A 25,610-nucleotide genomic window follows, 5' to 3' on the forward strand; every position below is an offset into this window, starting at 1 on the left:
GATGCGCCACCTCTGGACACTGGCCTTCGCGGCCGTCAGCGGCCTCAGCCACGCCCAGGCCCAGGACACAGCACCGCTGCACCCCGCCACCTATGTGCACGCCGGCTGGGCCAAGACCACCGGCGGCCAGGGCGGCAGGATCATCCGCGTGACGACGCTGGCGGCCGACGGCCCCGGCAGCCTGGCGGCGGCGCTGGAGGCGCGCGGCCCGCGCATCGTCGTGTTCGAGGTGGGCGGCGTCATCGACCTCGGCGGCAAGAGCCTGAAGCTGCGCGAAGGCCAGGTCACCATCGCCGGCCAGACCGCGCCCGACCCCGGCATCACGCTGGTCAAGGGCGAGCTGGAGGTGTTCGCGCAGGACGTGATCCTGCAGCATCTCAGCATCCGCCCCGGTGCCTACGGCCGGGCCAAGCGCAGCGGCAACGACCACGACGGCTTCTCCACCGGCGACGGCGCGGCGCGCATCATCGTGGACCACTGCAGCTTCTCGTGGGCCACCGACGAGAACCTGTCGGTCGGCGGCCGCCGCTTCGAGGGCGCCACGCCCGACGACTGGCGCGCCCACACGTCGCACGCCATCACCTACAGCCACAACCTCATCTACGAGGGGCTGAACGAGGCGGTGCACGTGAAGGGCGAGCACAGCAAGGGCTCGCTGATCCACGACAACGCGACGCAGATCCTCCTGCTGGGCAACGTCTACGCGTCCAACCGCGAACGCAACGCGCTGTTCAAGGGCGGCGTGTGGGGCGCGATGGTCAACAACCTCATCTACAACCCCGGCTGGCGCGCGATCCACTACAACCTGATCGCGCATGAGTGGGTGGGCCGCCCCTACCAGACCGGCAGGATCACGCTGGCCGGCAACGTCTACCGCGCCGGGCCCAACACCGAGCGCAACCTGCCGCTGTTCACGCTGGGCGGCGTGGGCGATGTGCAGCTGTTCGAGCAGGACAACCTCGCGCAGGACCGCCAGGGCCAGCCGCTGCCGATGACGGGCCGCTACACGTCCGGCCCTGCGCAGATCATCCCGGCCCGCGAGGCCTACCTGCCGCCGGGCCTGCGCTGGCTGGCGCCGCGCGAGCTGGAGCGGCTGCTGCCGCTGGTCGTGGGCTCGCGGCCGTGGGCGCGCGACCCGCTGGACTTCAAGCAGCTCAGCGACATCGCCGAAGACCGTGGCACGCTGATCGACGACGAGACGCAGAACAACCCCGGCGGCCTGCCCACGCGCAAGCCCACGCAGCGCGCGTTCGTCGAGGCCGACTGGAACCTGGCCGACATGGCGCCGAAAGCGGGCTGGCAATCGCTGTTCACGCAGGTCTCGAAATGACCCTGCTGCGCCGTGAGCTGCTGGCGCTGCTGGCCGCGCCGCCCGCCTGGGCCGCGGCCGACTGCAGCGACGCGCCCGGCCAGCCCTACCTGCCGCCGTGCAAGCCGTGGCCGAAAGGCATCGAGGGCCAGCGCCAGGCCGACCAGGGCGACGGCCGCTACCTGAACCCCGTGCTGGCCGGCGACCGCCCTGACCCCACGGTGCTGAAGGACGGTGACGACTACTACCTGACGCACTCCAGCTTCGAGGCCGTGCCGGGGCTGCTGATCTGGCATTCGCGCGACCTCGTCAACTGGCAGCCGGTGGCCAACGCGCTGCGGGAGGCCGTCGGCAGCGTCTGGGCGCCCGACCTGTGCAAGCACGGCGGCCGCTACTACCTCTACCTGCCCGTCAAGGCGCAGCCCAACGACATCCTCGTCATGTGGGCCGACCGCATCGAGGGGCCCTGGTCCCGGCCTCAGCCGCTGGGCCTGTCCAGGCACATCGACCCGACACACGTGACCGGCGAGGACGGCCAGCGCTGGCTCTACCTCAGCGGCGGCGACCGCGTGCGGCTGAGCGCCGACGGGCTGAAGACGGTCGGCGCCATCGAACACATCTACGACCCCTGGCGCTATCCCGAGGACTGGGACGTCGAGAGCTTCTCGCCCGAGGGCCCCAAGATGCTGCGCCACGGCGGCTGGTGGCACATGCTGCTGGCCGTGGGCGGCACCGCCGGGCCGCCGACCGGCCACATGGTCATCGCCGCGCGCAGCCGCACGCTGGACGGCCCGTGGGAGCAGGCGCCGCACAACCCGCTGATGCGCACCACCTCGCCGCGCGAGCGCTGGTGGTCGCGCGGCCACGGCAGCCTGGTGCAAGGCCCGAAAGGCGACTGGTGGATGCTGTACCACGGCTACGAGAACAGCTTCCACACGCTGGGCCGGCAGATGCTGCTGGCGCCCGCGCGCTTCAGCGCAGACGGCTGGTTCCACGTCGACGTGGACGACGGCCAGCCGCTACCGATGCCCGCCGTCGGCCGCGCGGTGCCGCACGGCCGGGCGCTGTCTGACGACTTCGCCGGCACGGCGCTGAAGGCCCACTGGCAGTTCCTGAGCGGCAGCGGCCAGATGAGCCGGGTGCGCGTGGCCGACGGCCGGCTGCACCTGCGCGCCACGCCCGGCAAGGGCCCGGGCGACAGCGCGCCGCTGGGCTTCATCCAGGGTGACCCGGCCTTCGAGGTCGAGCTGGACGTGGATTTCGACGACGGCGTGCAGGTGGGCCTGCTGATGTTCTACAGCCCACGGCTCTACGCCGGCATGGGCGCCAACGCGCGGAGCTTCCAGCTGCACCGTTACGGGCAGGACATCCGCGCCGTGCCCAAGCCAGCCGGCATCGCGCGGCGCATGCAGCTCAAGCTGCGCTGCGCGCGCCATGTGCTGACGCTGTTCAGCCGCGCCGACAGCACACAGCCGTGGACGAAATTCCCGGTGCAGATGGACGTCAGCGGCTACCACCACAACACGGCCGGCGGCTTCGCCAGCCTGCGCCCGGCGATCTACGCCGCCGGCAGCGGCGAGGCACGCTTCTCGAACCTGCGCTATCGCGCGATCGATTAAGGAGACAACGACATGAAGAACACCCTCACCCTGCTGGCCGCCGCGCTGCTGAGCACCGGCGCCTGCGCGCTGGAGCTGAAGTCCGCCGACGTGCACAACAGCGACGACTACCCCACCGTCGCCGCCGTCAAGCACCTGGGCCAGGTGCTGGCCAAGAGCAGCGGCGGCACGCTGACCGTGAAGGTCTTCAACAAGGGCGCCCTGGGCAGCGAGAAGGAGACCATCGACCAGGTCAAGCTCGGCGCGCTGGCGATGACGCGCGTGAACCTCGGCCCGCTGTCGGCCATGTGCCCCAAGACGCTGGTGCCGGCCCTGCCCTTCCTGTTCCGCGACACGGCGCACATGCGCAAGGCTTACGACGGCGCTCCCGGCGAGGAGATCCTGAAGGCCTGCGAGCACCAGGGGATGGTGGGCCTGGCGCTGTACGACTCAGGTGCCCGTTCCGTCTACGCGCGCAAGCCCATCAAGACGCTGGCCGACATGAAGGGCGTGAAGATCCGCGTGCAGCAGACCGACCTGTGGGTGGCCGCGATGACGGCCATGGGTGCCAACCCGTCGCCCATGCCCATCGGCGAGGTCTACACGGGCCTGAAGACCAACCTCATCGACGCGGCCGAGAACAACATCCCCAGCTACGAGGGCTTCCGCCACTTCGAGGCGGCCAAGTTCTACAGCCGCACCGAGCACTCGATGACCCCGGACGCGCTGTTCATCAGCAAGAAGATCTGGGACAAGCTCAAGCCCGAGCAGCAGGCGCAGCTGCGCGCGGCCGCCAAGGCGTCGGTCCTGGTGCAGCGCGAGAAGTGGGACGCGCAGGAAGCCAAGGCGCTCGCCACCGTGAAGGCCGCCGGCGCCGAGATCGTCACGCCCGACCGCGAGGGCTTCCGCCAGGCCGTGCAGCCGGTGATCGCGAAGTTCGTCAACACGCCCGACCTGCAGAAGCTCGTCAAGGCGATCCAGGACATCAAGTGATGGCCTACACGACGTTCTGCGCGGCGCTGTCGCGCTGGTCGCTGCGTGCAGCCGTGCTTGGCCTGGTGCTGCTGGTGGCCTGCGTGCAATGGCAGGTCATCGGCCGCTACGTGATGAACGACTCGCCGACGTGGACCGAGCCGGTGGCGCTGCTGTTGGTGCTCTACATCACGGCGCTGGCCGTGGCCGTGGGCGTGCGCGACGCGGGCCACCTGGGCATGGAGTCCATCGTCGCGCTGCTGCCGCGCGGCGCGCAGCGCGTGGCCGAGGCGCTCATCCACGTCTGTGTCATCGCATTTGCCGTGCTGATGGCGATGGCCGGCTGGGAATGGCTGACGCTGAAGTGGGACGAGCCCAAGCCCATGCTGGGCGTGCCCGAGGGGCTGGACTTTCTGCCGCTGGTCATCGCCGGCGCGCTCATCGTGCTGTTCTGCATCGAACACCTGATCGCGCTGCTGCGCGGTCACACCATTGAAGAAGCCGGAGTCTGAACGTGGAAGGCATGGAACTCTGGATCATGTGCGGCAGCTTCGTGCTGCTGCTGCTGCTGGGCGTGCCGGTGGCGTTCGCCATCGGCCTCGCCTCCATCGCCACGGCATTCGCCGCCGACCTGCCCATGGCCATCGTCTTCCAGAAGATGGTGGGCGGCATGCAGGTGTTCTCCTTCCTGGCGATCCCGTTCTTCATCTTCGCGGGCGAGCTGATGCTGCACGGCGGCATTGCCGAGCGCATCGTCACGTTCGCCAACCGGCTGGTGGGCCATGTGCGGGGCGGCCTGGGCATGAGCAACGTGCTGGGCTGCACGCTGTTCGGCGGTGTGGCCGGCTCGCCGCTGGCCGACGTGTCGGCGATGGGCTCGGTGATGATCCCGCTGATGAAGCGCGAGGGCTACGACGCAGACTACGCCGTCAACGTCACGACGCACGCCGCGCTGGTCGGCGCGCTGATGCCCACCTCGCACAACCTCATCATCTACGTGCTCGCCACCGCCGGCATCGCGGCGGTGAGCGTGTTCAACCTCATCCTCGCGGCGCTGCTGCCGGCGCTGCTGCTGACCATCGCCAACCTCGTGGCGGCGTACGGCGTGGCGGTGAAGCGCGGCTACCCGACGAACGGCGCCTTCCCCGGCTGGGGCGCGGTGTTCTCGGCCTTCGTCGCCGCGCTGCCGGGCCTGCTGGTCATCGTCATCATCCTGGGCGGCATCCTTAGCGGTGTGTTCACGGCCACCGAGTCCGCCGCCACCGCCGTGTGCTGGGCGCTCATCGTCACGGGCATCGCCTACAAGAGCCTGAGCTGGAAGGGCTTTCTGGCCGCCTGCGCCAAGGCCTGCAAGACGACCGGTGTCGTGCTGCTGCTGATCGGCATCTCGTCGGCCTTCGGCTACTTCATGGCGCTGTACGAGGTACCGCAGAAGACCGGCGAGTGGCTGGAGCAGATGAGCGGCAACAACGCGTGGCTGATCTTCCTGTGGGTCAACGTGCTGCTGTTCGTGCTGGGCACCTTCCTGGACATGGCGGCCACCATCCTGATCTGCACGCCCATCTTCCTGCCCATCTGCATGAAGGCCGGCATGGACCCCACGCAATTCGGCATCGTCATGCTGCTGAACTGCGCGCTGGGCCTGAACACGCCGCCCGTGGGCAGCACGCAGTTCGTCGGCTGCGCGATCGGCGGCGTGTCGGTGGGCCAGGTCATGCGTTCCATCGCACCGTTCTACGGCGCGTTGCTGGTCACGCTGCTGGCCGTCACCTATATCCCGGCACTGTCGCTGGCGTTGCCCAAATGGGTGGGCGGCTAATAGCCCGGGTAACGAGACAGCACGCGGCCCCAGTCGGGCTGCTGGCGCGCCCGCTGCAGCCCCGCATTGAGGCGCGCCATCAGGTCGGGCCGCCGCTCCAGCGTGCGCCGGCTGACATACACGTGTACGGGGCTGACCGCCAGCTCCAGCACCACCTCCACGGCCTCGCCGGGCTCCTGCCCCGCGCGGTGCAACAGTGTCACGGGGTCGTCGATGACGTAGTCCACGCGCCGCGCACGCAGCGCCGACAGCGTCAGGTCGTTGGCATGCAGCGGCAGCAACAGACCGGCCATTCCTGGCTCCTCCAGCTCGCGGCGCACGGCCTCGGGGAACGCCACACCGCGGATCACGCCCACGCGCACCGCGCGTGCCTTCAGCTCCGCCAACCGCCGCGGCGCAGGCCCGCCGCCGGCCAGGCCGATCAAGGCGACACGCTCGTTGCGGTAGGGCTGGGTGAAGTCGCCCACCACGCGACGCTCCGGCGTGAGCGTGGCGGCCGGCATCAGGTCCAGCTCACCCTGCGCCACGTCTGCCGTCTGCCGCGCCCAGGGGCGGTGATGCCACTTCAGCCGCTCGCCCGCCGCACGCGCCAGCAGCTCCAGCAGTTCCACGTCCAGACCCTGCGGCTGATCGGCGGCACCCTTGTACTGGAACGGCGGGTAGTCGCTCCAGCCGATGCGCAGCGGCGCCCGCTCATCGCCACGCGCCGGCCCCGACAGGACCAGCGGCAGCAGGCAGGCTTGGCGGCGGTGCATCGCCCGACTCTCGCACAGCGCTGGCCGCTTGGCAGCCCCTCGCAACCATGACACCCACCCGCCGCCACCTCCTCGCCGCGCTGGCCGCCGCACCGCTGCTGGCCCGCGCCGACGCGCTGGACGACACGCTGGCCGCGCTGCAGCGCCATTGGCGCCCTCGCCTGCCCTGGCGGCCCGACGCCGGCTGGCGCGGCTCGGCGCTGGCCGCCGCGCGCCGGCTGATGCTGCTGCCCGGCGACGACGGCAGCGGCTTCGCCACCGAGGTGCGCGCCGAGCAGGCGCGTGGCGGCTACACCGCCCGGTCGCTGACGCTGCGCGGCGCGCTGGGCGACCGGGTGCCGGCCCTCCATCTGCAACCCGACGGCCCCGGCCCGCACCCGGCCGTGCTGCTGCTGCACGACCACGGCGCGCGCTTCGACATCGGCAAGGAAAAGATGGTGCGCCCGCTGGCCGCCAGCGCCTCGGCCGACGCCTGGGCGCAGCGCTATTTCGACGGCCGCTTCGTCGGCGACCTGCTGGCGCAGGCGGGCTTCGCCGTGCTCGCCATCGACGCGCTGGGCTGGGGCGAACGCGGCCGGCCCGGCTTCGCGCGCGACGACCAGCAGGCACTGGCCAACCACCTGCTGCAGTTGGGCCACAGCTGGGCCGGCGTCATCGCCAGCGACGACCTGCGCGCGCACCGCTGGCTGCGCGAGCAGCCGGGCGTCGACGCGAAGCGCGTGGCCGTGCTGGGCTTCTCGATGGGCGCATTCCGCGCCTGGCAGCTGGCCGCCGTGTGCGGCGAGGTGTCGGCCTGCGTCGCCGCACACTGGATGTGCACGCGCGAGGGCTTGCTGCGGCCCGGCGAGCACACGCTGGTGGGCCAGTCCGCCTTCAGCATGGCCCACCCGGGCCTGGCCGCCGAGTTGGACCACCCGGATGTCGCTGCGCTGATCGCACCACGGCCGCTGCTGCTGTTCGGGTCGCCGGACGACAAGCTGTTCCCGTGGGACGCCACCCAGGCGGCCTGGCAGCGGCTGGCGCGCGCCTGGCCAGCCGGGCGCGGCTTCACGGCCAGGGCCACGCCGGGCGGCCACCGGTTCGACCAGGCCCAGCACGCCGCCGCGCTGGCCTGGCTGCAGCAGCAGGGGGCGGCGGGCCAGCAAGGTTGAGGATGAACCGGCCGGCGAACGGGTAAGACCGGAGCCCGGGCCGTGGCGCGCCCGCCGGCGTGGCGCCACACTGCGGCTACCCCGCACCGAGCCGCATCGAGCCGCAACGCCGCCATGAACGAACTGCTTGCCGCCTACCGCTACACCACCAACAACTGGGCGCAGATCGGCGCCAGCCGCGTCTGCGGCTGCTGCAACTGCGTGGCGATGTTCAAGCCCGACGACATCGTCGGCTGGACCGGGCTGACCGTGGACAACATGGACGATCCCGCCGCCATCGGCCAGCAGACGGCCATGTGCCCGCACTGCGGCTCGGAGGCTGTGCTGGGCGACGGCTGCGGCTTCCCGATCAACGCCAACTTCCTGGCGCGCATGAACGAGGCGTGGTTCCAGCGCACGCTGATCCACCGGCCGACGACGAGAAAATGACGCGGCCCGTCGGCGCGGGTGCGGGCGCCGCTGGGCTGAGGCGCCTTCAGGGCGTCAGCGTTCTCGCCGCCGCGAGATCGGGACGGATCTTCACCAGCCCGTCCAGCACCTGCTCCGAGAACAGCGCCGCGCCCTTCGGGCCGACGTGCGTGCGGTCGAAGCGCGGCGGTGCCTCGGCCAGCGTATCGGCCGCGGCCTGGCCCATCGCGGCGACGGCGGCGTGGCTGATGGCGTTCAGGTCCAGCACCGGCACGCCCTGCTCGGCCCCCACCTTCAGGATGGCCTCGGCCCAGGGGCGCAGGTCGTTGGGCAGCTCGCCCTCCTTGAAGGTGCGGCGCGTCAGCGGCGTCAGCAGGATGACCTCGCCGCCGGCGGCCTTAACGTCCCTCACATAGCCGGCCATGTTGGGGCCGAACTCGGTGGCCAGGTCCGTCGAGCGGCCGGGCTTGCCGGGCTGGTCGTTGTGGCCGAACTGGATCAGCACCAGCGTCTTCTGACGCGCGCTGCCCTGGGCCTTGCCCTCGTTCAGCAACGCCAGCACGGTGTCCCAAAGCCCTTCGGCGCGGAAGCTCATGCTGGAACGTCCCCCGCGCGCGAGGTTGATGCAGGCAACCTGCTGCACACGCGCACACAGCGCATTGCCGTAGCCGCTGCGCGGCGCCATCGTCGAGTCGCCGACGAGGATGAGGCGCGGGCCGGTGGCGACGTTGGCGGTGGTTTCGCCCGCTTTCGGGGCCGAGGCGGCGGGCGTTTGCGCGACAGCCGAGCCGGCGAGCAACGAGGCGATGAGAAAGGCGATCAGCTTCATGGTTTGGCGAGATTTGGCCAGCCGGCCTTGGGAGACATGTCGTCGAGATTCCATTCTTCGGCCTTGAACGCGCGCTTCGTCGGTGCGTGGCGCGGGTAGCCCAGCGCGTTCTCCACTTCCGAGTCGATCAGCCGGCCCTTGCCCTCTGCCATGTCGGCCAGCAGCTTCGCGTCCAGCGGGTCGCGCGCCCAAGGGCGGGCGCCCACCAGCGGTGGCAGCGCGCGCGCCAGGTCGGCGGCGGGGCGGATGGCCAGGCCGGGCGGCAGGTCCGCCTGCGGCAGCACGATGAGCTTGCCCGTCGTCTGCGCGTTGTTGCCCAGCAGCGGCACGGGGCGGCCCTGGGCGTCGTGCGCGAGGTTGTCGGTCATGTGCAGTTCCAGGTCGCCCTGACCCAGCATCGTGAAGAAGGCTGTGCCCGCCACCGTGCTGGGGCCATGGCGCATCGCGTTGCCCACCAGCGTCAGCCGGCCTACCTGCCAGGGCTGGCCGGCCCACTCGTTGGCGAGCAGGTTGTAGTGCACGCCACGGTCGCCGGGGTTGAAGATGTAGTTGTTGACCATGGCCCCCTGCGCGCCGCCCTTGAACAGCGCGTTGCGCTGGCGGTTGGACGCGTAGACGTTGCCGTAGATCAGCACGCCGCTGGTGTTGTCGTGGATCAGCGAGCCCTTGCTGTGCTCGCCCTTCTCGTGCACCGAGTTGCCCAACCCCTCGTAGATGAGGTTGTGGCTATAGGTCATGCGGTGCGACGTGGCGCGGCGCCAGTCCTCGGGCGTCTTGCCCTCGAAGCGCGGGCCGCTGGCCGACAGGTTCTCGTCGGTTGCCCACGAGAAGCTGCAGTGGTCGACGATGACGTCGTGCGCGCCGCCAATGCCGGAGATGCCGTCCTGGTCGCCGCCGCCCTTCTTGGGCCGGCCGAACTCACCGGGGCGGAAGTTCAGGTGCTGGATGACGACATCGTGCGTGGCAATGGTCGTCTCGGCCTTGAGGATGTGGATGCCGGGGTCGGGTGCAGTCTGGCCGGCCAGCGTCAGGAAGGGCTGCGTGATCTTGAGCGGCTGGCCGCCCATGTCGATGACGCCGCCCACCTCGAAGACGACGATGCGCGGGCCGCTCGCCTCGATGGCTTCCTTGAGGCTGCCGGGGCCCGAGGGCGCCAGCGTCGTGACCTTAATGAGGCGGCCGCCGCGACCGCCCTGAGTCTGCGTCCAGCCGCGCGTGGCGATGCCGGCGGTGGCCGGCGCGGCCACCGGTTCGGCGGCGCTCAGCGCCGAGGCCAGCACCAGCGCGGAAAGGGCAAGGGTTCTGATGAGCATGGGGCTTGAAAGAAAAAGGCGCGCAAAGACCGGTGAGCCCTTGCGCGCGTGTCAGCGGAGATGCCGGCTTAGAAGAACGTGTACTCGGCCGAGAAGCGGTAGCTGCGGCCCAGGATGTCCGCACCGCTGGTCAGGTAGCCGTTGTAGTTGCCGTTGGCCGTCAGCACCGGGTAGACGTTGGTGAGGTTGTTGATGCCGAACACCAGCTTCACGTTCTTGATGCCCGAGAACGCAGCGCTGACGTTGTACTGCTTGTAGGGCTTCACGTCGGTGTAGCTCGATCCGGCGCGCGGGGTCAGGTCGGTCAGGCCGCTGCTGTAGCGCTGCGACAGCTGCGTGGACCAGTTGCCGAAGCGCCAGTTCACGGCGGCCGTGTGCTTCCAGCGGTAGATGATCTGCTGCGTCGTGGCCAGGCCGGCGTTGGGGCCGGTGTAGCGCGCGTCGGTGGTCAGGATGCCCACGTCCTGCAGCATCTCGCCGCCCTTCTCCACCGAGAAGGCGTACTTGTCGTAGTAGGTGCCGTCCAGCTTGAAGTTGAAGACGCCCCAGCTGTTGGTGCGCAGCTGGTAGGTGGCGGCGACGTCCAGGCCGCGCATGTCCATGTCGCCGCGGTTGGCCTGGCTGGTCAGGATGTGGTCGATGGTGCCGTCGGCCTTGCGCAGGATGTTGGCGCCGTACTTGGCCGGCTGCTGCTGCACCTCGGCCAGCGTCAGCGCGCCCAGCACGTCGTTGAGCTTGACGCTCCAGTAGTCCACCGTCACCAGCAGGCCGCGCACCGGCTCGAACGCGCCGCCAATGGCCCAGCCCTTGGACTTCTCGGGCTTCAGGTGGCTGTTGTCGGGCGACTTGGTCCAGTAGTCGGTGGTGGCGTTGCAGACCTTGACCGCGTCCGCGCCGGATACCGCAGTGCCGGAACCGGCAATGAGGGGCGTCGGGCTGGGGCACAGCACCGGGTCGTCCATGGTCACCTGGCGCACCTCGGGCGTCGGGTTCTGGATGTCCATGATCGACGGTGCACGGAAGCCCGTGTTGGCCGACGCGCGCAGCATCACCTCGGTCGTGGGCTGGAAGCGCACCGACAGCTTGGGGTTGACCGTCGTCGTCTTCAGGTCGCTGTAGGTGTCGGAGCGCACGGCGCCGTTGACGCTCCACTGCTTGGTCAGCGGCGCGTCCAGCTCGATGACGGCCGACTTGATGTCGCGGTGCAGCCTGGCGGCCACGCCGGTGGGGTTCTCGCCGACGATGTCGTCCTTGACGACGACGCCGGCGCTGCTGATGTTGTAGTTGCCATTGGGCAGCTTGGCGACGTAGTCCAGCGGCGCGGCATGCACCTTGGCCTCGTCACGGCGCAGCTCGCCGGTGACGGCCAGCGTCAGCGGGCCACCGCCCAGCTGCATCAGCTCGCGCGTCAGCGTCGCGTCGACGGACTTGTTGAAGGCCTCGTTCTTGCGGTAGACGTAGTCGCGCAGCTCGATGCTCTTCAGGTACTCCAGGCCGGCGGCGTCCTGCGGGCCGAACGGGTTCAGGATGCCGTTGGTGAAGCCCTCCTGCGCCTTGCTGAACAGGATGTAGCCGCCGCCCGTCGCGGTGTTGCGCTGCGAATGGCCGTAGTTCAGGCCCACGCGGTAGTCCCAGTTCCACACCGAGCCTTCGGCGGCCAGCACGAGGCGGTCATTCACCTGCTCGTCGTTGCGGTAGGCCGATCCCAGCTCGCCCGGCCCCCACTGGAAGTACACCGTCCGGTTGTTCATGTTCAGCGGGCTGACGACGCCGGGCGTCTTCACCGGGTCGATGAACATGGTGGGCGAGTTGGTGCCCAGACCCGTGTTGCTGCCGATGACGTTGACAAGCGGCGTGATGCCCTTGCCGGGGTAGAACTTGCTGGTGGAAGGAATCGTGTAGTACGTGACCGGCTCGTTGGACGAGCTGTTGATCTGCATGCCGCGGTACTTCTTGACCGTGAAGGCGGAGTGCAGCAGTTCGGCACTGATCCGATGGCCCTGGCCCAGGTTCATCGTGGCCTTGCCGAACATGTTGGTGATCTCGCTGCCGTCGCTCACCGCCGTGAAGAAGTTCGGGTCGCGGTAGCAGCCAGGCGCATAGGTGGGCGGCGTGTTCAGGCTGGCCGCGCCCAGCGTCGGCAGCGAGTACGGCGCCACGCAGCCGGTGGCGAAACTGGAGTTGTAGTTGTTGTTGTTCGCACCGCCGGACGCCGATGCCGGCGCGAAGCCGTAGTTGGCGATGGGGCTCTGGTTCTTCGCCGAGGGTGCCACCAGCAGGCCCAGCTGGTTCAGCGCCGAGCCGTCGAACAGCTCGGGCCGGTCGCCCTGCATCAGCGCGCCCTTGCTCTGGAAGTCGTAGGCGCCGTAGACGTTCCAGCCGTCGGCACCCAGGTCGCCGATGCCGGCGATGAAGCCGATGGCGTTGGTCTGGCCCACGCTGGAGCGGGAGGGCGCGTTCAGCTCGACCTTGATCTTGGCGCCCTGGAAGCTGTCCTTGGTGATGAAGTTCTGCACGCCGCCGATGGCGTCGGAGCCGTAGATGGACGACGCGCCGTCGCGCAGCGTCTCGGCGCGGTCCAGCGCGATGCGCGGGATGACGTTGGCCGACACGTACTGGTCCTGCAGCGGCTCGTTGGCCAGGCGGCGGCCGTTCAGCAGCGTCAGCGTGCGCATCGGGCCCAGGCCGCGCAGGTTCAGCACCGGGCCGGCCGCGCCGGAGTTGGTGCCCAGCGACTGCGATTGCGGCAGCTCCAGCAGCAGGTCCTTCAGCTCGGTGTGGCCGCGGGCCTCCAGCTCCTCCGATTTGTTCACCGACACCGGCAGCGCCGTCTCGCCGGCCAGGCGCTTGATGGACGAGCCCGTCACCGAGATGCGCTCGATGGTGTTGACCGGGGCGGCGGGGGTTTCGGCCGTCTGGGCGTGGGCGCCGTGGACAAAGCTGAGCACGGCAGCAGCGCAGAGGCTGAGGCGGGCGGTGGCGGGCATGCGGTTCGAGGTCATCGTGTCTCCGTGAATCGGGTTTTGGATCGGCCTCCGGGCCGAAGGGCGCGAACCGGGTCTGCGCCCGGCTTGTTCGCCCGCTGGGGTCAAAAGGGAACTAGGGCGCGGGCACCCAGCCGCCGGGTGAACCGGTGGCGATGGTGGAGCGGGCAAAGATGTCGGCGCGGGTGGTCAGGCCGGCGGTGCTGTCCAGCGTCTTGGCGAGCTGCACGGTGGCGGGCGAGCCGCCGACGGTCACCGTCGCCAGGCCCAGGCGGGCGCTGGTGTTCAGCAGGTTGCCGTCCAGGTCCTTGCTGCCCCACTCGCGCCAGCCGGCGGCGTCGGTGGCGCCGCCGTTGGCCGTGCCGGCCCACGGCGGCGGGTTGGAGCTGCAGGCGCCCTGCCCCGTGCCGGTCTTGCTGGTACCGGTGCCGCTGCACCAACCGATGGGCAGGATGTGCGGGCCGATGCGCGTGTTGATGAACGCGATGTTGTCGACGTAGGCGGTGCTCGTCGTGCCGCCGCTGCGCGCCAGGTAGGCCGACGTGACGCCCGGGCCGGCCGTGAGCTGGCTGTTCAGGAACACGAAGCCGGTGTCGCCCGCCGTCGCGCGCGCCTGCAGGATGTAGCCCGGCGAGCTGCTGGACGCGTCGAGCACGCTGCGGATCTCGCAGTCCTCGAACAGCGCGGCCATCACGTTGCCCCAGATGAAGTCCACGTTGCCGGCCACCAGCGAGTTGTAGACCCACACATAGCCCTTGAGCTGCAGCGTGTCCTGCTCGGAGATGAAGTTCATCTCGCGCGCCACCAGGCGGTGAGCTGCCGCCGTCGTGCTGGTGTTGAAGTAGATCGCCTCGGCCTGGTTGTCGTAGATGGACGCGCGGGCATGCGGGTTGACGAGCGTGAAGTTGCGCAGCGTGAGCAGGTCGGCGTTCTCGACCAGCAGCACCGCGCGGCCACCGCCCAGCACGCGGTGGCCCGCCACGCGACCCGTGCTCGGCGCCGTACCGGCCGACGCGGCGCTGGCGCCGCTGCCGCTGTTCAGCGACTCGAAGTTCAGCCGGCCCACCTGCACACCGTCACGGCTCTCGCCGACGAGGCTGAGGTTGGCGACGTTGCGCAGCATCAGCAGCTCGGCGTAGAGGCCGTTGCGGACGGTGATGGTCTTGGGCGTGGCGACGGTGTTGCAGCCGTTCGCCGACGGGCTGCCGGTGGAGCACCACGTCATGACCCAGTTCAGCGCGCCCTGCACGGTGCGGAAGTCCGCCGCCGTGCCGTCGTCGTCAACCGTCACGCTGGTCTTGCTGGCCGGGGCGCTGCGCGTCGTGAAGCTCCAGGTCAGGCCGGCGAAGGCCGAGTTGTTGATGCTGCCGTTGAACGCGGCGGCGTCGACCGTGACGGTGTAGGCCGTGTCGAACGCGAGCCGGTTGTTGTGCAGGCGGATGACGGCCTGGTTGCCGCTGATGCTGACCGGGCGGTACCAGACGAACCGCGCCCGCGCGGCGTTCTCGGGCATGGCGCCCAGCGCCAGCGCGTCCACTTCGAGGTTGGTGCGCGGGATGACGGTCTGCGTGTCGGTGGCCGACGGCGCGGTGGACAGGTCGATGCGGTCCACCACCGCGCCGTCGCTCGCACGGCGCACCGTGATGGCGCCGTTGCCGGTCAGCGTCGGTGCCGCGTCGAACGCGACGGCGAGCAACGTGTCGGTGTGCACGCCGGTGGCATTGCGCGCCGGCTCCACGCTGCCGGGCGTGACGCCCACGCTGCCGCTGCCGGTCACGTTGGTCGTCAGCTTGCCGGCGCCGGCGCGGGCCAGGTTGTTGGCCTTCACGAGGGCGACCGGGCGCGGCGTGAACGCGTAGGGCACCGCCCAGCCCACCGCAGTGGGCGCGGCGCAGGCGCCCAGCGGGGCGCCGTTCAGCGTGGAGCCGGTGTCGGCGAAGCTGCTCGCAGCATCGGGGTTGAGCGTCTGCACGACGCTGGCGCAGCCCGGCGCGGCACCGGTGATGGCGTGCACGTTGGCGTGCGAGATCACGCGCGCGCCGGTACCGATGCCCACGGTGTAGCTGTGCCCGTAGGGCGATACGCCTTTGGCACCGACGTGGTAGTTGTTGAACAGGTGGACCTGGCCGAAACGCACGCGCGGGCTGCGCTGCGTGACGTTGGAGAACACGTTGTTGGCAATCGTGATCTTCAGTCGCCCGATGTCGGCCGTGTAGCTGTCGGAATGGCCGATCAGCATGGTCTTGTCATGGCGGTCGATGACGTTGTAGCTGACCGTCACGTAGTTGGCGCCGCGCGTGATGTCGATGGCACCGTCGTGACACTGCTTGAGCTTGCCGTTCTCGATGGGCAGCTGGTCGTCGGTGATGGGCGCGTCGGTGATGGTGTTGTGGTCGATCCACACGCGCTCCGCGCCCTGCAGCGTGATCGCGTCGTAGGCCGAGTTCCACGCGCCGGTGGCACCGTCGGTCGGGTCCCAGACGGGTGCCACGTCGCACGGCGCCATGATGGCCAGGTTGCGCACGATGACGTTGGCCACGCCGATGATCTCGATGCGGCCGTTGACCAGCCCCGCACCGGGGCCGGCGCCGATCAGCGTCGTGTTGGACGGCAGGCGCACCATCGCGCGCTGCTCCTGGTCGGCATGGCTGGCGAAGGGCACGCCCTCGCTCATGTCGATGCTGCCGACGACCTTGACGATCTTGGGCAGGCTGCCGCCGTTGGCCAGGGCCGTCAGCAGCTGCACGCGGTTGGTGACGGTGTAGACCTGGCCGGCGCTGGCGGCCGAGCCGCCCGTGGTGCCGCCCCCCAGCGCGGCGAAGCCGTCGGCGGGGGCAGCTTCACGGGCCGGGTCGGTCTGCGAAAACGCGGGCAACGGCAGAGCCAGCAGCGCGCTCAGCGCCGCAGCGAACATCTTCATGACGGTCTCCCGAAGAGGAGGAAGGCGTTGTTTACCGGCGGGTACGGCGTCGCGCGGCGAGACTGAGCAGCCCCAGGGCCAGCAGGGCCGCAGGCGCGGGCTCGGGCACGGGGGCCAGAGCCAGTTGGGCATCGACGTAGGCGTAGGTCGGGTCGATGCGGGCGTCCGTCAGCGTGAGGCGGACGGACTGCGGGCCGAGCAGCTGGAACTGCATCGAGCCCGACAGCAGCGGCGTGGCCGCGCTGAACGTGGGCAGGGCCAGCTTCAGCGTGGCATCGGCGAAGGTCAGCTGGATGACGTGGGTACCGAGCAGACCGGTGCCGGAGTTGTCCCACAGCCGCAGCGAGCCATCGCTGCCGAGGTCCAGCGCGAGGCTGTAGTCTGCGGAGACGAACTCGATGTCGCTGTCGATCAACGGCACCGCCAGGCTGGCGACATAGGCCTGGGCGGCCTCATCGAAGCCCAGCAAGCCGGCGGCATCGCCGTCGAGCGTGCCGGTGACGGGCGTGCCCGGCACCAGCACGGCGGCGGAGGCCGCCGACGCCACCATCAGAACCCCGGCCGCAGCAAGCAGTGAGAGGTGCTTCATGGCAGGCCTGCTCAGAACTTGTAGCGACCGCCGATGATGAACTCGCGGCCGGTGTAGTTGTTCACCACCACGTTGTCCATGGCGCGCGAGATGAACTGGTCGTTGGGCTGGTTGGTCAGGTTGGTCGCCTCGAAGGTGACTTCCAGCTGCTTGTTGATCTTGTAGCCCATCGACAGGTCGACGTTGAAGGTCTTGTTCTTGCCAGCGACGTCCTGGTTGTTGCCGGCCGGCACGGCGGTCAGGAAGGCCGAACGCGACGAGCTGGACACGCGGCCGCTGAAGGTGCCGTCGTCGTAGTAGACCGACAGGTTCCAGGAGCGCGGCGACAGGTTGACCAGGTCCTCCGTGACCGTGGAGGAGCCGACAGCCGTCGTCGACAGCACGTACTCCATCTTGGACTTGACCTGCGTGTAGTTGGCCAGCAGACCGAAGTTCTTGCCCCAGCCCGGCAGGAAGGTGAAGGGCTGCTGCACGTTGATCTCGAAGCCCGTCAGCTTGCCGCCCTGGGTGTTGACCGGCGCGCTGAAGCGGAAGACTTCGTCACCCGTGAAGTTGCTGGGCAGCAGCGACAGCGGGAGGCCGCTGTCCTTGTACGGCGCGTCGAAGCCCTTGGTCAGCACATAGCTCTTGATGTCCTTCTGGAACACGCCAAGGCCGATGAACGCGTTCTTCGAGTGGTACCACTCGGCGCTGGCGTCCAGCGTGGTGGCACGGAACGGGTCCAGCTGCGGGTTGCCGCCGGTGTAGGTCAGCGTGCCGGTGGTGCTCAGCGTGCCGCCCGGGTTCAGGCTCTGCAGCGGCGGGCGCGACATGACCTTGGCCGCCGCGGCGCGCACGATGAAGTCCTTGGCCAGGTTGACGGCCACGTTGGCGGACGGCAGCCAGTCGTTGTACTGGCGCGAGGCGGTGACGAGGCTGCCGCCGCCGGTGGCCAGGTAGCCGTTGGCGACGATGGACGTCTTCACATGGCGCACGCCGGCGTTGCCGCGCACGGGCAGGCCGCCCAGCTTGGTCTCGTACTCGGCCATCAGCCAGGCACCGGTGTCGGTCTCGGTGATGGCGCGGTTGCCGCCGCGGGCATTGCCGTTGGTGATCGACGTCAGGCGGTAGTCGCCCGGGCCACCGGCCGCGCCGCTCTTCAGGCAGTTGCAGTAGATGTCATAGGCCGCGGCAATGGCGTCCAGGTTGGGGATGACCCAGGACGTGACGGAGCCGGCCGGCAGGTTCTGACCCTTGCCGAAGCCGCTCAGCGTCGTCGTCAGGCCGGTCGGCAGCACGCCGGTGGGCAGCGTGTTCATCGTCTCCACCGTGCGGCGGAAGTCGTAGCTCGTGAAGCTGAAGCGCTTGTAGCTGACGCCGCCGCGGACGGTCAGGCCGTCCATCGGGTCCCAGGCCAGGTCGAAGGTCGCGACGTCCTGCTTGTTGGTCACGCCGTTCGGGCGGATGCGCACCTCGCTAGGCGTGAAGTTGGCGATGCTGGTGGAGCCCACCGGCACGCCGCGGATCTGCAGCGCGCCGTTCGGGTCGGCCGGGTTCAGCGTGCCGTAGCCCAGCAGCGGCGCGCGGTCGTCGCCGCGGGCGTCGAACACGTAGCCGTCGACGTTGGGCGCGTCCAGCGTCGTCGTGGTCTGGATGGGGTTGTTGAAGCGCGACTTGGCCGTGCCGATGCGCACCGTGGCCTTCAGCGTATCACCGATGTCCTGCTCGACGGTCAGCGTGGGCTGCGTGAACTCGGTGGTCAGCTTGTCGAAGCGCGACTCCGAGCGGATGTCCACGCCGTTGAACTTGCCGTAGACCATCTGGCCGGCGGCGTTGTACTCGGCGGCCAGCACGCTGGTCTGCTGCTTGCCGCCCTGCGACAGGTTACGGCTGAAGGAGATGGCTTCCAGGAAGTCTTCCTGGCGCGTCGCGTCCAGCTTGCTGTAGAGCATGTCGGCCGTGATCAGCGTGGTGTCGCTGGGGCGGACCTGGATGGAGCCCGTCAGGCCCAGGCGCGACTGGTCGTGCGTCAGCCGGCCGTAGCGCGGCAGGCGCGGGTGGAAGTTGGTGGCCAGCGAGGCGGTGTTGAACGCCGCCAGGTTCTCCGGCGTGTTGGGCAGGCGGGCCACGCCCTGGGCGGCCGGGCCGCAGGTGGTGGCGGTGGAGCCCACCGGCAGCGCAGTGTTGGCCGGCAGCACATAGCCTTGCGGCGGGCACCAGCCGGTGGTCACCGTGGTGACGCCACCCGCCGTGGTGGAGGTGCTGGACGACGGGCCGTTGTCCCAGCGCACGGTGCTGAAGCCCTCTTCGTACACCTTGCGCTGCGAGTAGGCGCCCGACAGCAGCACGCCGATCTTCTTGTCGGCGAAGGTATTGGAGATCAGGAAGGCCGCCTTGGGCGTGGCCTTGCCGGAGAGGTCGTTGTAGGTGCTCTTCACCGACACGGCGGCGGCGAAGGTCTTCAGGTCGAAGGGGCGGGCCGTCTGCAGGTCGATGGTGGCGCCCAGCGAGCCTTCGTCCACGTCGGCCGAGCTGCTCTTGCGCACGGTCAGCGAGTTGAACAGGTCGGCCGCGAAGACGTTGAAGTCGAACGCGCGGGTGCGGTTGGCGCCGCCGGAGCTGTCGGTGCCGCCGGTGGTGGCCAGTGCCTCGATGCCGTTGATGCGGGTGCGGGTGAAGTCGCCACCCAGGCCGCGCACGGTGATGTTGCGGCCTTCGCCGGCGTCGCGGTCGATGACGACGCCCGGGATGCGCTGCAGCGACTCGGCCAGGTTGGTGTCCGGGAACTTGCCCATGTCCTCGGCCTTGATGACATCGACGATGCCCTTGTCCTGGCGCTTGGCGTTCAGCGCGCTCTCCAGCGAGGCGCGGATGCCGGTGACGGTCACCGTCTCCAGCTGGTTGGCGGGTGCGGCGGCCTCCTGGGCCCAGGCGGGTGCGGCAACGAGCGTGGCGGCCAGGGCCACCGGGCTGAGGGCCAGGCGGCGGTAGGAACGGAATGCGGGCATGAAGGGTCTCCTGGTGCGAGGCCGCCTGGGCGCTTCAGGCGCTGGCAGCTCTGGGGGTTCTGGGTAGGGCGGTTACCCGGGCGCACGCAGGGCACCCGACGATTTCTGCAGGCCGGCTCCGCTGCAGTGCGGGCGCCGGGTGTGCGCAACGGCTGTCTTCAGCCGCCGCGGCGAGGGAAAAACCGGTCCGGCCGGCCCGCACCTTGCAGAAAGCTGTTGCTCATGCTTGTGCGTTTTTGGCTGGCTTGTAGACGATGATAGGGGGAAGCGTGCAAAATCGGAACAGTGGTTCACTAAATAGAAACCATGATTCCGCAACACCTTGCGCGCCACCTAAGCTTCGGGCAGCCGAAATTTGGAACCGCGTTTCAACTCTAACGATCTCTCGCGGCAAATCTGACGGACCGTCGGCAAATACGCCACAAGTTCACGGCGGCGGTCCTGACGTCACGCCAGCTTCATTCGACGCAACCGGTGCTCCGCGCACCTCGGACAAAGACCATGGTTCTTCAACACTTCAATCTGGCCGGCAAGACGGCCATCGTCACCGGCTGCAACACGGGCCTGGGCCAGGGCATGGCTGTCGCGCTCGCGCAGGCGGGTGCCGATGTCGTCGGCGTCAACGTGTCCGAGCCCGACGAGACCAAGGCCGCCGTCGAGGCGCTGGGCCGCAAGTTCCTGGACCTGCGCGCCAACCTCGGCGACATCAGCTGCATCCCCGACCTGGTGGCCCAGGCCAAGGCGCTGAATGGTGAGGTGCACATCCTCGTCAACAACGCCGGCATCATCCGCCGCGAGGACGCCATCAAGTTCTCCGAGGCGGACTGGGACGACGTGATGGACCTGAACCTGAAGTCGGTGTTCTTCCTGTCGCAGGCCGTCGCCAAGGTGTTCATCGCCCAGGGCAAGGGCGGCAAGATCGTCAACATCGCGTCGATGCTGAGCTTCCAGGGCGGCATCCGCGTGCCCTCCTACACCGCCAGCAAGAGCGGCGTCATGGGCATCACACGCTTGATGGCCAACGAATGGGCGGCGCACGGCATCAACGTGAACGCCATCGCCCCGGGCTACATGGCCACCAACAACACCGCGCAGCTGCGTGCGGACGAGCAGCGCAACAGCGCCATCCTCGAGCGCATCCCCGCCGGCCGCTGGGGCAAGCCGGACGACCTGGCCGGCCCGGTCGTGTTCCTGACCTCGCCCGCTTCCGACTACGTGAACGGCTACACCATCGCTGTCGACGGCGGTTGGCTCGCGAGGTAATACTGCCCCTCGCCCAGCCTCGCGTCGCTGAACGCGAGCGAGTCTGGTCGGGACCGCGTAGCGGCCAACGGCCGCTACGCTTCGGCAGGCACGTCGAGCCCACTGGGCTCAACGTGTCCGGCCGAAGCCCCCGAGGGGACGGCGATGCTTGCGGCATTGAGCCGCAGGCACATCGCCTGACGGGCCGGCTTGGGGCGGCCCGGCGCTCGGCCCGCGGGCCCTAACGCATCACTGAGGATGCCGTCATGAAATCCACCGAACGCAAGTTTGAATTCCTCACCCGCGAGGACCCCGACACCGGCGCCCGCGTCACGCGGCTGACGCCGCCGGACGTCACCTGCCATCGCAACTACTTCTATCAGAAGTGCTTCACGAACGACGGCAAGCAGCTGATGTTCGGCGGTGAGTTCGGTCCGCAGCCCAGCCCGAACTGGAACCTGCACCTGCTGGACTTGCCCAGCCAGACGGCCATCCAGCTGACCGATGGCGCGGGCGAGAACACCTTCGGCGCGTTCATGAGCCCTGACGACCGCTTCGTCTACTTCGTGCGTGACAAGCGCCAGTTCATCCGCCTGGAACTGGCCACGCTGCAGGAGCAGGTCGTCTACGTCGTGCCCGACGACTGGGTGGGCTACGGCACCTGGGTCAGCAACAGCGCCTGCACCAAGATCGTCGGCATCGAGATCGCAGCAAGCGACTGGTTCCCGCTGAACACCTGGCAGAAGTTCAACGAGATGTTCCACAAGCAGCCGCTGTGCCGGCTGTTCAGCGTCGACCTCGCCACGGGCAAGCGCACCGTCATCCTGGAGCAGCGCGGCTGGCTGGGCCACCCGCAGTACCGCCCGTTCGACGACAACACCGTGGCCTACTGCCACGAAGGCCCGCACGACCTCATCGACGCTCGCATGTGGTTCATCAACGAGGACGGCACCAACCGCCGCTGCGGCAAGGAGCACCTCGACGGCGAAAGCTGCACGCACGAGTTCTGGGTACCGGACGGCAGCGCGATGATCTACGTCAGCTACCTGCACGACTCACCGGACCGCTCGATCTACAGCCTGGACCCGATCACGCTTGAGAACAAGCTGCTGACGGCGATGCCCCAGTGCTCGCACCTGATGAGCAACTACGACGGCACGCTCATCGTCGGCGACGGCTGCGGCAAGGCCAGCAGCGGCGACGCCAGCAACGAGATGCTGGTGGGCGACCCATATCTGCACCTGTTCGACCTGAACGCCGGCACGACGCGCCCCATCGCGCGCCACGACAGCGGCTGGGACGTCTACAAGGACGACCGCCAGGTCACGCACCCGCACCCGAGCTTCACGCCGGACAACAAGCAGGTGCTGTTCAGCTGCGACAAGGAACGCGCCAGCGGCGTCGAGCCTGCCGTCTACCTGGCCGACCTGTGAAGCCGCTGCTGCCCGCCCTGGCCCTGATCGCCCTGGCGGGCCTCAGCCAGGCACAGACACGCCCTCAGCTCACCGCAGAGCAGGCCGCCGCCCATACAGCGGCCACCTACCTCGGCGACTGGCAGCCGGCGCCGCTGGCCGACCTGTCGGCCGCCGCGCCGGACTTCGTCGTCAAGGCCGGCGAGTCCGTGCAGGCCGCCATCGACAAGGTGCCCGCCGAGGGGCAGTCCGGCGCCAAGCGCTGGGTCATCCACGTCCAGCCCGGCACCTACCGCGGCCCCGTCTGCATCAAGGACAAGGCGCCCCTCGCCCTCGTCGGCGCAGCGCTGGACCCGGCGGCCGTCGTGCTCGTGGACAACCGCTTCTCCGGCAAGCCCAAGGGCGAGCAGGAAGCCGCCCACCCCTGCTGGCCGGAGCTCGGCAAGACCACCATCGGCACCAGCGGCAGCACCAGCGTGCTGGTGCAGAGCCATGACGTGCAGCTCATCTCGCTGACCATCGCCAACGACGCGATGGACGGCGTGCGCCGCGGCGAGGCCTACCCGGCTGGCGTCGGCGAAAGCGGCGGCGCGCAGGCCGTGGCGCTGACGCTGAACGGCGACCGCCTGCAGCTGGAGAACGTGCGCCTGCTGGGCCACCAGGACACGCTGTACGTGAAGCGGCGCGCGCCCGACGCACCGTCCCGCCAGCTGATCCGCCACAGCCTCATCGCCGGCGACGTGGACTTCATCTTCGGCAACGCGACGCTGGTCATCGAGCACTCGACGATCCTCACCCGCGCCAACCGCCGCACGCCCGGCCACGGCGGCATCATCCTCGCGCCCAGCACGGCGCCCGGCGTGAACCAGGGCTTCCTCGTCACGCACAGCCGCATCGTCGGCGAACCCGGCATCGCGCCCGGCGCCACGGCGCTGGGCCGCGCCTGGGATGCCGGCGTGAAGGCCGGCACCTGGTTGGCCGGCAGCAGCCCCAACGGCCTGGCCGTCGTGCGCGACAGCGAGATCGGCGCCCATGTAGGCCCCTGGCAGGCCAGCACTTCCCGCCGGCCCTTCGACGCCGCCACCAACCGCCTCAGCGAATTCAACAACCGACCATGACCGTCCCTCGCCGACACGTCCTCGCCCTCGCGGGTCTCGCGGGCCTCTCCACGCTGCCCGGCTGCGCCAGCAGCCCCGCCCGCGCGCCCGCCGAGTTGCCGCTCGGCTGGGCCGGTGTCGGCGCCACGACAGGCGGCGCGCGCGCCACGGCCGAGCACATCGTCGACGTGCACGACCGCGCCGGCCTGGATGCCGCGCTGCGCCTGGGCGACAAGCCCAAGATCATCCGGCTGCACGCCTTCATCGACCTCTGCCCCGGCGGCGCCGAAGCCTTCCGCGACCCGGCGTTCAGCTTCGACGCGTTCGACCGCGCCTTCGACCCCGCCACCTGGGGCCGCGACGACCCCAAGGGCCCGCTGGAAGACGCCCGCAAGCGCTCCGAGCAGCGCCAGGCCGCCGTGTCCATCGTGCGGCTGCCGTCCAACACGACACTGCTGGGCGCGGCCCCCGGCGCCGGCTTCCAACACGGCATGGTGCTGCTGGACAAGGTCAGCAACATCGTCATCCGCGACCTGCGCTTCTCCGACGCCTACGACCACTTCCCCGGCTGGGAGCCTCGCGACAACGTGCATGGCGAGTGGAACTCCGAGTACGACGGCCTGTCGCTGCGCGGCGCCGACCGGGTGTGGGTGGACCACTGCCAGTTCGACGACGGCAGCCACCCCGACAAGGCCGAGCCCATCCGCCTGGGCCAGCGCGTGCAGCACCACGATGGCCTGCTGGACATCACCAACGGCAGCGACCTCGTCACCGTGTCCTGGTGCCGCTTCCAGAGCCACGACAAGACCATGCTGATCGGCAACAGCGACGGCCTGGCCGCGCAGGACACCGGCCGGCTGCGCGTGACGCTGCACCACAACCACTTCCACGCCTGCAAGGAACGCACGCCGCGCGTGCGCTTCGGCCGCGTGCATGTCGTCAGCAACCTCTACAGCGCCGACCAGGCCGCGGACGTCGGCTACACGCTGGGTGCGGGCATGCAGTCGCGCCTGTTTGCCGAACACAACCGCTGGGAGCTGCCCGCCGGCGTTGCGCCGGGGCAGCTGATCCGCCGGCTCAAGGGCACGGCCATCGTCGTGCGTGACAGCCGCATCAACGGCCAGCCTGTAGACCTGCTGCAGGCCTGGCAGGCCGCCCACCCGACGGAGACGCTGGCCGCCGACGTCGGCTGGCGGCCCGACGAGGCCTACGACGCCGACGCGCTGCGGCCCGCCAGCCCCGATCAACTGGCTGAGCAAATCCGCGCCGGCGCGGGCCCGCGCCGGGCCTGAGTCAGAATCCGCACCTCTGCTCCTGGAACAAGCGCCCGAAAGAATCAAAACATGGACGAGGACATTGGCGATTCGAAACAGCCGGAATCGGTGGCTGCGGTACTCAAGGTGTTCGCGATCCTGAACGCCCTGGGCGAACGCAGCGACATCGGCATCACCGACCTGTCCGTGCGCCTGGCCATGCCCAAGGCCACGGTCTACCGCTTCCTGCAGACCATGAAAAGCCTGGGCTACGTGCGCCAGGAGGCCGACAGCGAGCGCTACGGTCTGGCCATGCGCATGTTCGAGATCGGCGCCAAGGCCCTGCCCTCGCCCGAGCTCGTCGACCTGGCCAAGCACCACATGCAGATGCTGGCCGACGCCACCGGCGAGACCGTCCACCTGGGCAGCCTCATCGACAGCGAAATCATCTACATCCACAAGGTCGACTCGCGCCACATGCTGGGCATGTACTCGCGCATCGGCCGCCGCGCGCCGCTGCACTGCACAGCCATCGGCAAGGTGCTGATGGCCTGGGAGCACCCGGCCCGCCGCGACCGCATCCTGGACGGCGCCACGTTCACGCGCTTTCGCGACAAGACCATCACCGAACGCCCGGCCTTCCTGGCCGAACTCGCCACCGTCAAGGCCCAGGGCTTCGGTGAGGACCGCGAGGAGTTCGACGACCACATCCGCTGCCTGGGCGTGCCCATCTTCGACCGGCTGGGCCAGCCCATCGCCGGCATGAGCGTGTCCTTCCCGACCTTCCGCTTCGACGTCGAGAAGGCGCCCGAGGTCGTCAAGATGCTGCAGGACGCCAGCCGCGACATCTCCGAGAAGCTCGGCTGCACGGACTTCCCGATCAAGCCGACGCAGGCCTGAAAAGCACGACCGTGCTTTTCTGTCGCCCGCGGGACGTGACCCGCGGCGGCCCCCATGCTTCAATGCCCTCCG

At 69.4% G+C, this 25,610-nt stretch carries 19 protein-coding genes; 12 read left to right on the forward strand and 7 right to left on the reverse strand.

What is annotated here, in order from left to right; translation table 11 throughout:
* The first annotated feature begins 1 nt into the window (after position 1).
* The 5 genes from AC1Q7O_RS25270 to AC1Q7O_RS25290 are packed head-to-tail and all read left to right on the forward strand — an operon-like array spanning position 2 to position 5,698.
* Positions 2-1,330 (forward strand): pectate lyase family protein, encoded by a 1,329-nt coding sequence (locus tag AC1Q7O_RS25270; RefSeq protein WP_492661795.1) that lies wholly within the window; start codon positions 2-4, stop codon positions 1,328-1,330.
* Positions 1,327-2,928 carry a family 43 glycosylhydrolase gene (locus AC1Q7O_RS25275; protein WP_492661796.1) on the forward strand — a complete coding sequence of 534 codons (1,602 nt, stop codon included), beginning with the start codon at positions 1,327-1,329 and terminating at the stop codon, positions 2,926-2,928. The genes AC1Q7O_RS25270 and AC1Q7O_RS25275 overlap by 4 nt, the downstream gene beginning before the upstream one ends.
* A 12-nt stretch (positions 2,929-2,940) precedes the next feature.
* Positions 2,941-3,900, forward strand: a complete 960-nt coding sequence (locus AC1Q7O_RS25280) for a TRAP transporter substrate-binding protein (RefSeq protein WP_492661797.1) — start codon at positions 2,941-2,943, stop codon at positions 3,898-3,900.
* Positions 3,900-4,391: a TRAP transporter small permease gene (locus AC1Q7O_RS25285; protein WP_492661798.1), complete on the forward strand. Its 492-nt coding sequence runs from the start codon at positions 3,900-3,902 to the stop codon at positions 4,389-4,391. The genes AC1Q7O_RS25280 and AC1Q7O_RS25285 overlap by 1 nt, the downstream gene beginning before the upstream one ends.
* 11 nt (positions 4,392-4,402) lie before the next feature.
* On the forward strand, positions 4,403-5,698 hold the full coding sequence (locus tag AC1Q7O_RS25290) for a TRAP transporter large permease (protein WP_492661799.1): 1,296 nt from the start codon (positions 4,403-4,405) through the stop codon (positions 5,696-5,698).
* Here AC1Q7O_RS25290 and AC1Q7O_RS25295 read toward each other — a convergent pair.
* On the reverse strand, positions 5,695-6,453 hold the full coding sequence (locus tag AC1Q7O_RS25295) for a substrate-binding periplasmic protein (protein ID WP_492661800.1): 759 nt from the start codon (positions 6,451-6,453) through the stop codon (positions 5,695-5,697). The two genes, AC1Q7O_RS25290 and AC1Q7O_RS25295, sit on opposite strands and share 4 nt — an antisense overlap.
* 47 nt (positions 6,454-6,500) lie before the next feature.
* Between AC1Q7O_RS25295 and AC1Q7O_RS25300 the strand changes: the two genes are divergently transcribed.
* On the forward strand, positions 6,501-7,604 hold the full coding sequence (locus AC1Q7O_RS25300) for a dienelactone hydrolase family protein (protein WP_492661801.1): 1,104 nt from the start codon (positions 6,501-6,503) through the stop codon (positions 7,602-7,604).
* 114 nt (positions 7,605-7,718) lie between these two features.
* The gene (locus AC1Q7O_RS25305; protein WP_492661802.1) at positions 7,719-8,033 is read left to right on the forward strand and encodes a hypothetical protein; all 315 of its coding nucleotides are present in this window, start codon (positions 7,719-7,721) and stop codon (positions 8,031-8,033) included.
* 46 nt (positions 8,034-8,079) lie between these two features.
* Here AC1Q7O_RS25305 and AC1Q7O_RS25310 read toward each other — a convergent pair whose 3' ends face one another.
* The 6 genes from AC1Q7O_RS25310 to AC1Q7O_RS25335 all read right to left on the reverse strand — a co-directional run bounded on the left by AC1Q7O_RS25310 (position 8,080) and on the right by AC1Q7O_RS25335 (position 19,634).
* The gene (locus AC1Q7O_RS25310; RefSeq protein WP_492661803.1) at positions 8,080-8,841 is read right to left on the reverse strand and encodes a rhamnogalacturonan acetylesterase; all 762 of its coding nucleotides are present in this window, start codon (positions 8,839-8,841) and stop codon (positions 8,080-8,082) included.
* Positions 8,838-10,154: a pectate lyase family protein gene (locus tag AC1Q7O_RS25315; RefSeq protein ID WP_492661804.1), complete on the reverse strand. Its 1,317-nt coding sequence runs from the start codon at positions 10,152-10,154 to the stop codon at positions 8,838-8,840. The genes AC1Q7O_RS25310 and AC1Q7O_RS25315 overlap by 4 nt, the downstream gene beginning before the upstream one ends.
* Positions 10,155-10,222: 68 nt before the next feature.
* Positions 10,223-13,156, reverse strand: coding sequence for a TonB-dependent receptor domain-containing protein (locus tag AC1Q7O_RS25320; protein ID WP_492661805.1), 2,934 nt, complete (start codon positions 13,154-13,156; stop codon positions 10,223-10,225).
* Positions 13,157-13,253: 97 nt separating this feature from the next.
* Positions 13,254-16,058, reverse strand: coding sequence for a pectinesterase family protein (locus AC1Q7O_RS25325; protein WP_492661806.1), 2,805 nt, complete (start codon positions 16,056-16,058; stop codon positions 13,254-13,256).
* Positions 16,059-16,089: 31 nt separating this feature from the next.
* Complete coding sequence (locus AC1Q7O_RS25330; RefSeq protein ID WP_492661807.1) at positions 16,090-16,647, reverse strand: PEP-CTERM sorting domain-containing protein; 558 nt, start codon at positions 16,645-16,647, stop codon at positions 16,090-16,092.
* Between the two features lie 11 nt (positions 16,648-16,658).
* Positions 16,659-19,634: a TonB-dependent receptor gene (locus AC1Q7O_RS25335; RefSeq protein ID WP_492661808.1), complete on the reverse strand. Its 2,976-nt coding sequence runs from the start codon at positions 19,632-19,634 to the stop codon at positions 16,659-16,661.
* 501 nt (positions 19,635-20,135) lie between these two features.
* Here AC1Q7O_RS25335 and kduD point away from each other — a divergent pair.
* The 5 genes from kduD to kdgR all read left to right on the forward strand — a co-directional run bounded on the left by kduD (position 20,136) and on the right by kdgR (position 25,538).
* Positions 20,136-20,897, forward strand: a complete 762-nt coding sequence (kduD, locus tag AC1Q7O_RS25340) for a 2-dehydro-3-deoxy-D-gluconate 5-dehydrogenase KduD (RefSeq protein WP_492661809.1) — start codon at positions 20,136-20,138, stop codon at positions 20,895-20,897.
* A gap of 245 nt (positions 20,898-21,142) precedes the next feature.
* On the forward strand, positions 21,143-22,309 hold the full coding sequence (locus AC1Q7O_RS25345) for an oligogalacturonate lyase family protein (protein WP_492661810.1): 1,167 nt from the start codon (positions 21,143-21,145) through the stop codon (positions 22,307-22,309).
* A complete protein-coding gene (locus AC1Q7O_RS25350) occupies positions 22,306-23,406 on the forward strand; it encodes a pectinesterase family protein (RefSeq protein WP_492661811.1) in 1,101 nt (366 codons plus the stop codon). The genes AC1Q7O_RS25345 and AC1Q7O_RS25350 overlap by 4 nt, the downstream gene beginning before the upstream one ends.
* On the forward strand, positions 23,403-24,677 hold the full coding sequence (locus tag AC1Q7O_RS25355) for a pectate lyase family protein (RefSeq protein WP_492661812.1): 1,275 nt from the start codon (positions 23,403-23,405) through the stop codon (positions 24,675-24,677). The genes AC1Q7O_RS25350 and AC1Q7O_RS25355 overlap by 4 nt, the downstream gene beginning before the upstream one ends.
* A 51-nt stretch (positions 24,678-24,728) precedes the next feature.
* Complete coding sequence (gene kdgR, locus AC1Q7O_RS25360) at positions 24,729-25,538, forward strand: DNA-binding transcriptional regulator KdgR (RefSeq protein ID WP_492661813.1); 810 nt, start codon at positions 24,729-24,731, stop codon at positions 25,536-25,538.
* Positions 25,539-25,610: the final 72 nt, after the last annotated feature.

Source organism: Roseateles sp. GW823-FHT07B05 (genome assembly GCF_058794515.1).

Excerpts from the sequence above, each read along its gene's own strand:
- AC1Q7O_RS25285 (WP_492661798.1), top strand. The coding sequence starts at position 3,900 with ATGGCCTACACGACGTTCTGCGCGGCGCTGTCGCGCTGGTCGCTGCGT.
- kduD (WP_492661809.1), top strand. The coding sequence starts at position 20,136 with ATGGTTCTTCAACACTTCAATCTGGCCGGCAAGACGGCCATCGTCACC.
- AC1Q7O_RS25300 (WP_492661801.1), top strand. The coding sequence starts at position 6,501 with ATGACACCCACCCGCCGCCACCTCCTCGCCGCGCTGGCCGCCGCACCG.
- AC1Q7O_RS25310 (WP_492661803.1), bottom strand. The coding sequence starts at position 8,841 with ATGAAGCTGATCGCCTTTCTCATCGCCTCGTTGCTCGCCGGCTCGGCT.
- AC1Q7O_RS25330 (WP_492661807.1), bottom strand. The coding sequence starts at position 16,647 with ATGAAGCACCTCTCACTGCTTGCTGCGGCCGGGGTTCTGATGGTGGCG.
- AC1Q7O_RS25355 (WP_492661812.1), top strand. The coding sequence starts at position 23,403 with ATGACCGTCCCTCGCCGACACGTCCTCGCCCTCGCGGGTCTCGCGGGC.
- kdgR (WP_492661813.1), top strand. The coding sequence starts at position 24,729 with ATGGACGAGGACATTGGCGATTCGAAACAGCCGGAATCGGTGGCTGCG.
- AC1Q7O_RS25320 (WP_492661805.1), bottom strand. The coding sequence starts at position 13,156 with ATGACCTCGAACCGCATGCCCGCCACCGCCCGCCTCAGCCTCTGCGCT.
- AC1Q7O_RS25275 (WP_492661796.1), top strand. The coding sequence starts at position 1,327 with ATGACCCTGCTGCGCCGTGAGCTGCTGGCGCTGCTGGCCGCGCCGCCC.
- AC1Q7O_RS25270 (WP_492661795.1), top strand. The coding sequence starts at position 2 with ATGCGCCACCTCTGGACACTGGCCTTCGCGGCCGTCAGCGGCCTCAGC.
- AC1Q7O_RS25315 (WP_492661804.1), bottom strand. The coding sequence starts at position 10,154 with ATGCTCATCAGAACCCTTGCCCTTTCCGCGCTGGTGCTGGCCTCGGCG.
- AC1Q7O_RS25325 (WP_492661806.1), bottom strand. The coding sequence starts at position 16,058 with ATGAAGATGTTCGCTGCGGCGCTGAGCGCGCTGCTGGCTCTGCCGTTG.
- AC1Q7O_RS25295 (WP_492661800.1), bottom strand. The coding sequence starts at position 6,453 with ATGCACCGCCGCCAAGCCTGCCTGCTGCCGCTGGTCCTGTCGGGGCCG.
- AC1Q7O_RS25280 (WP_492661797.1), top strand. The coding sequence starts at position 2,941 with ATGAAGAACACCCTCACCCTGCTGGCCGCCGCGCTGCTGAGCACCGGC.
- AC1Q7O_RS25290 (WP_492661799.1), top strand. The coding sequence starts at position 4,403 with ATGGAACTCTGGATCATGTGCGGCAGCTTCGTGCTGCTGCTGCTGCTG.
- AC1Q7O_RS25345 (WP_492661810.1), top strand. The coding sequence starts at position 21,143 with ATGAAATCCACCGAACGCAAGTTTGAATTCCTCACCCGCGAGGACCCC.
- AC1Q7O_RS25305 (WP_492661802.1), top strand. The coding sequence starts at position 7,719 with ATGAACGAACTGCTTGCCGCCTACCGCTACACCACCAACAACTGGGCG.
- AC1Q7O_RS25335 (WP_492661808.1), bottom strand. The coding sequence starts at position 19,634 with ATGCCCGCATTCCGTTCCTACCGCCGCCTGGCCCTCAGCCCGGTGGCC.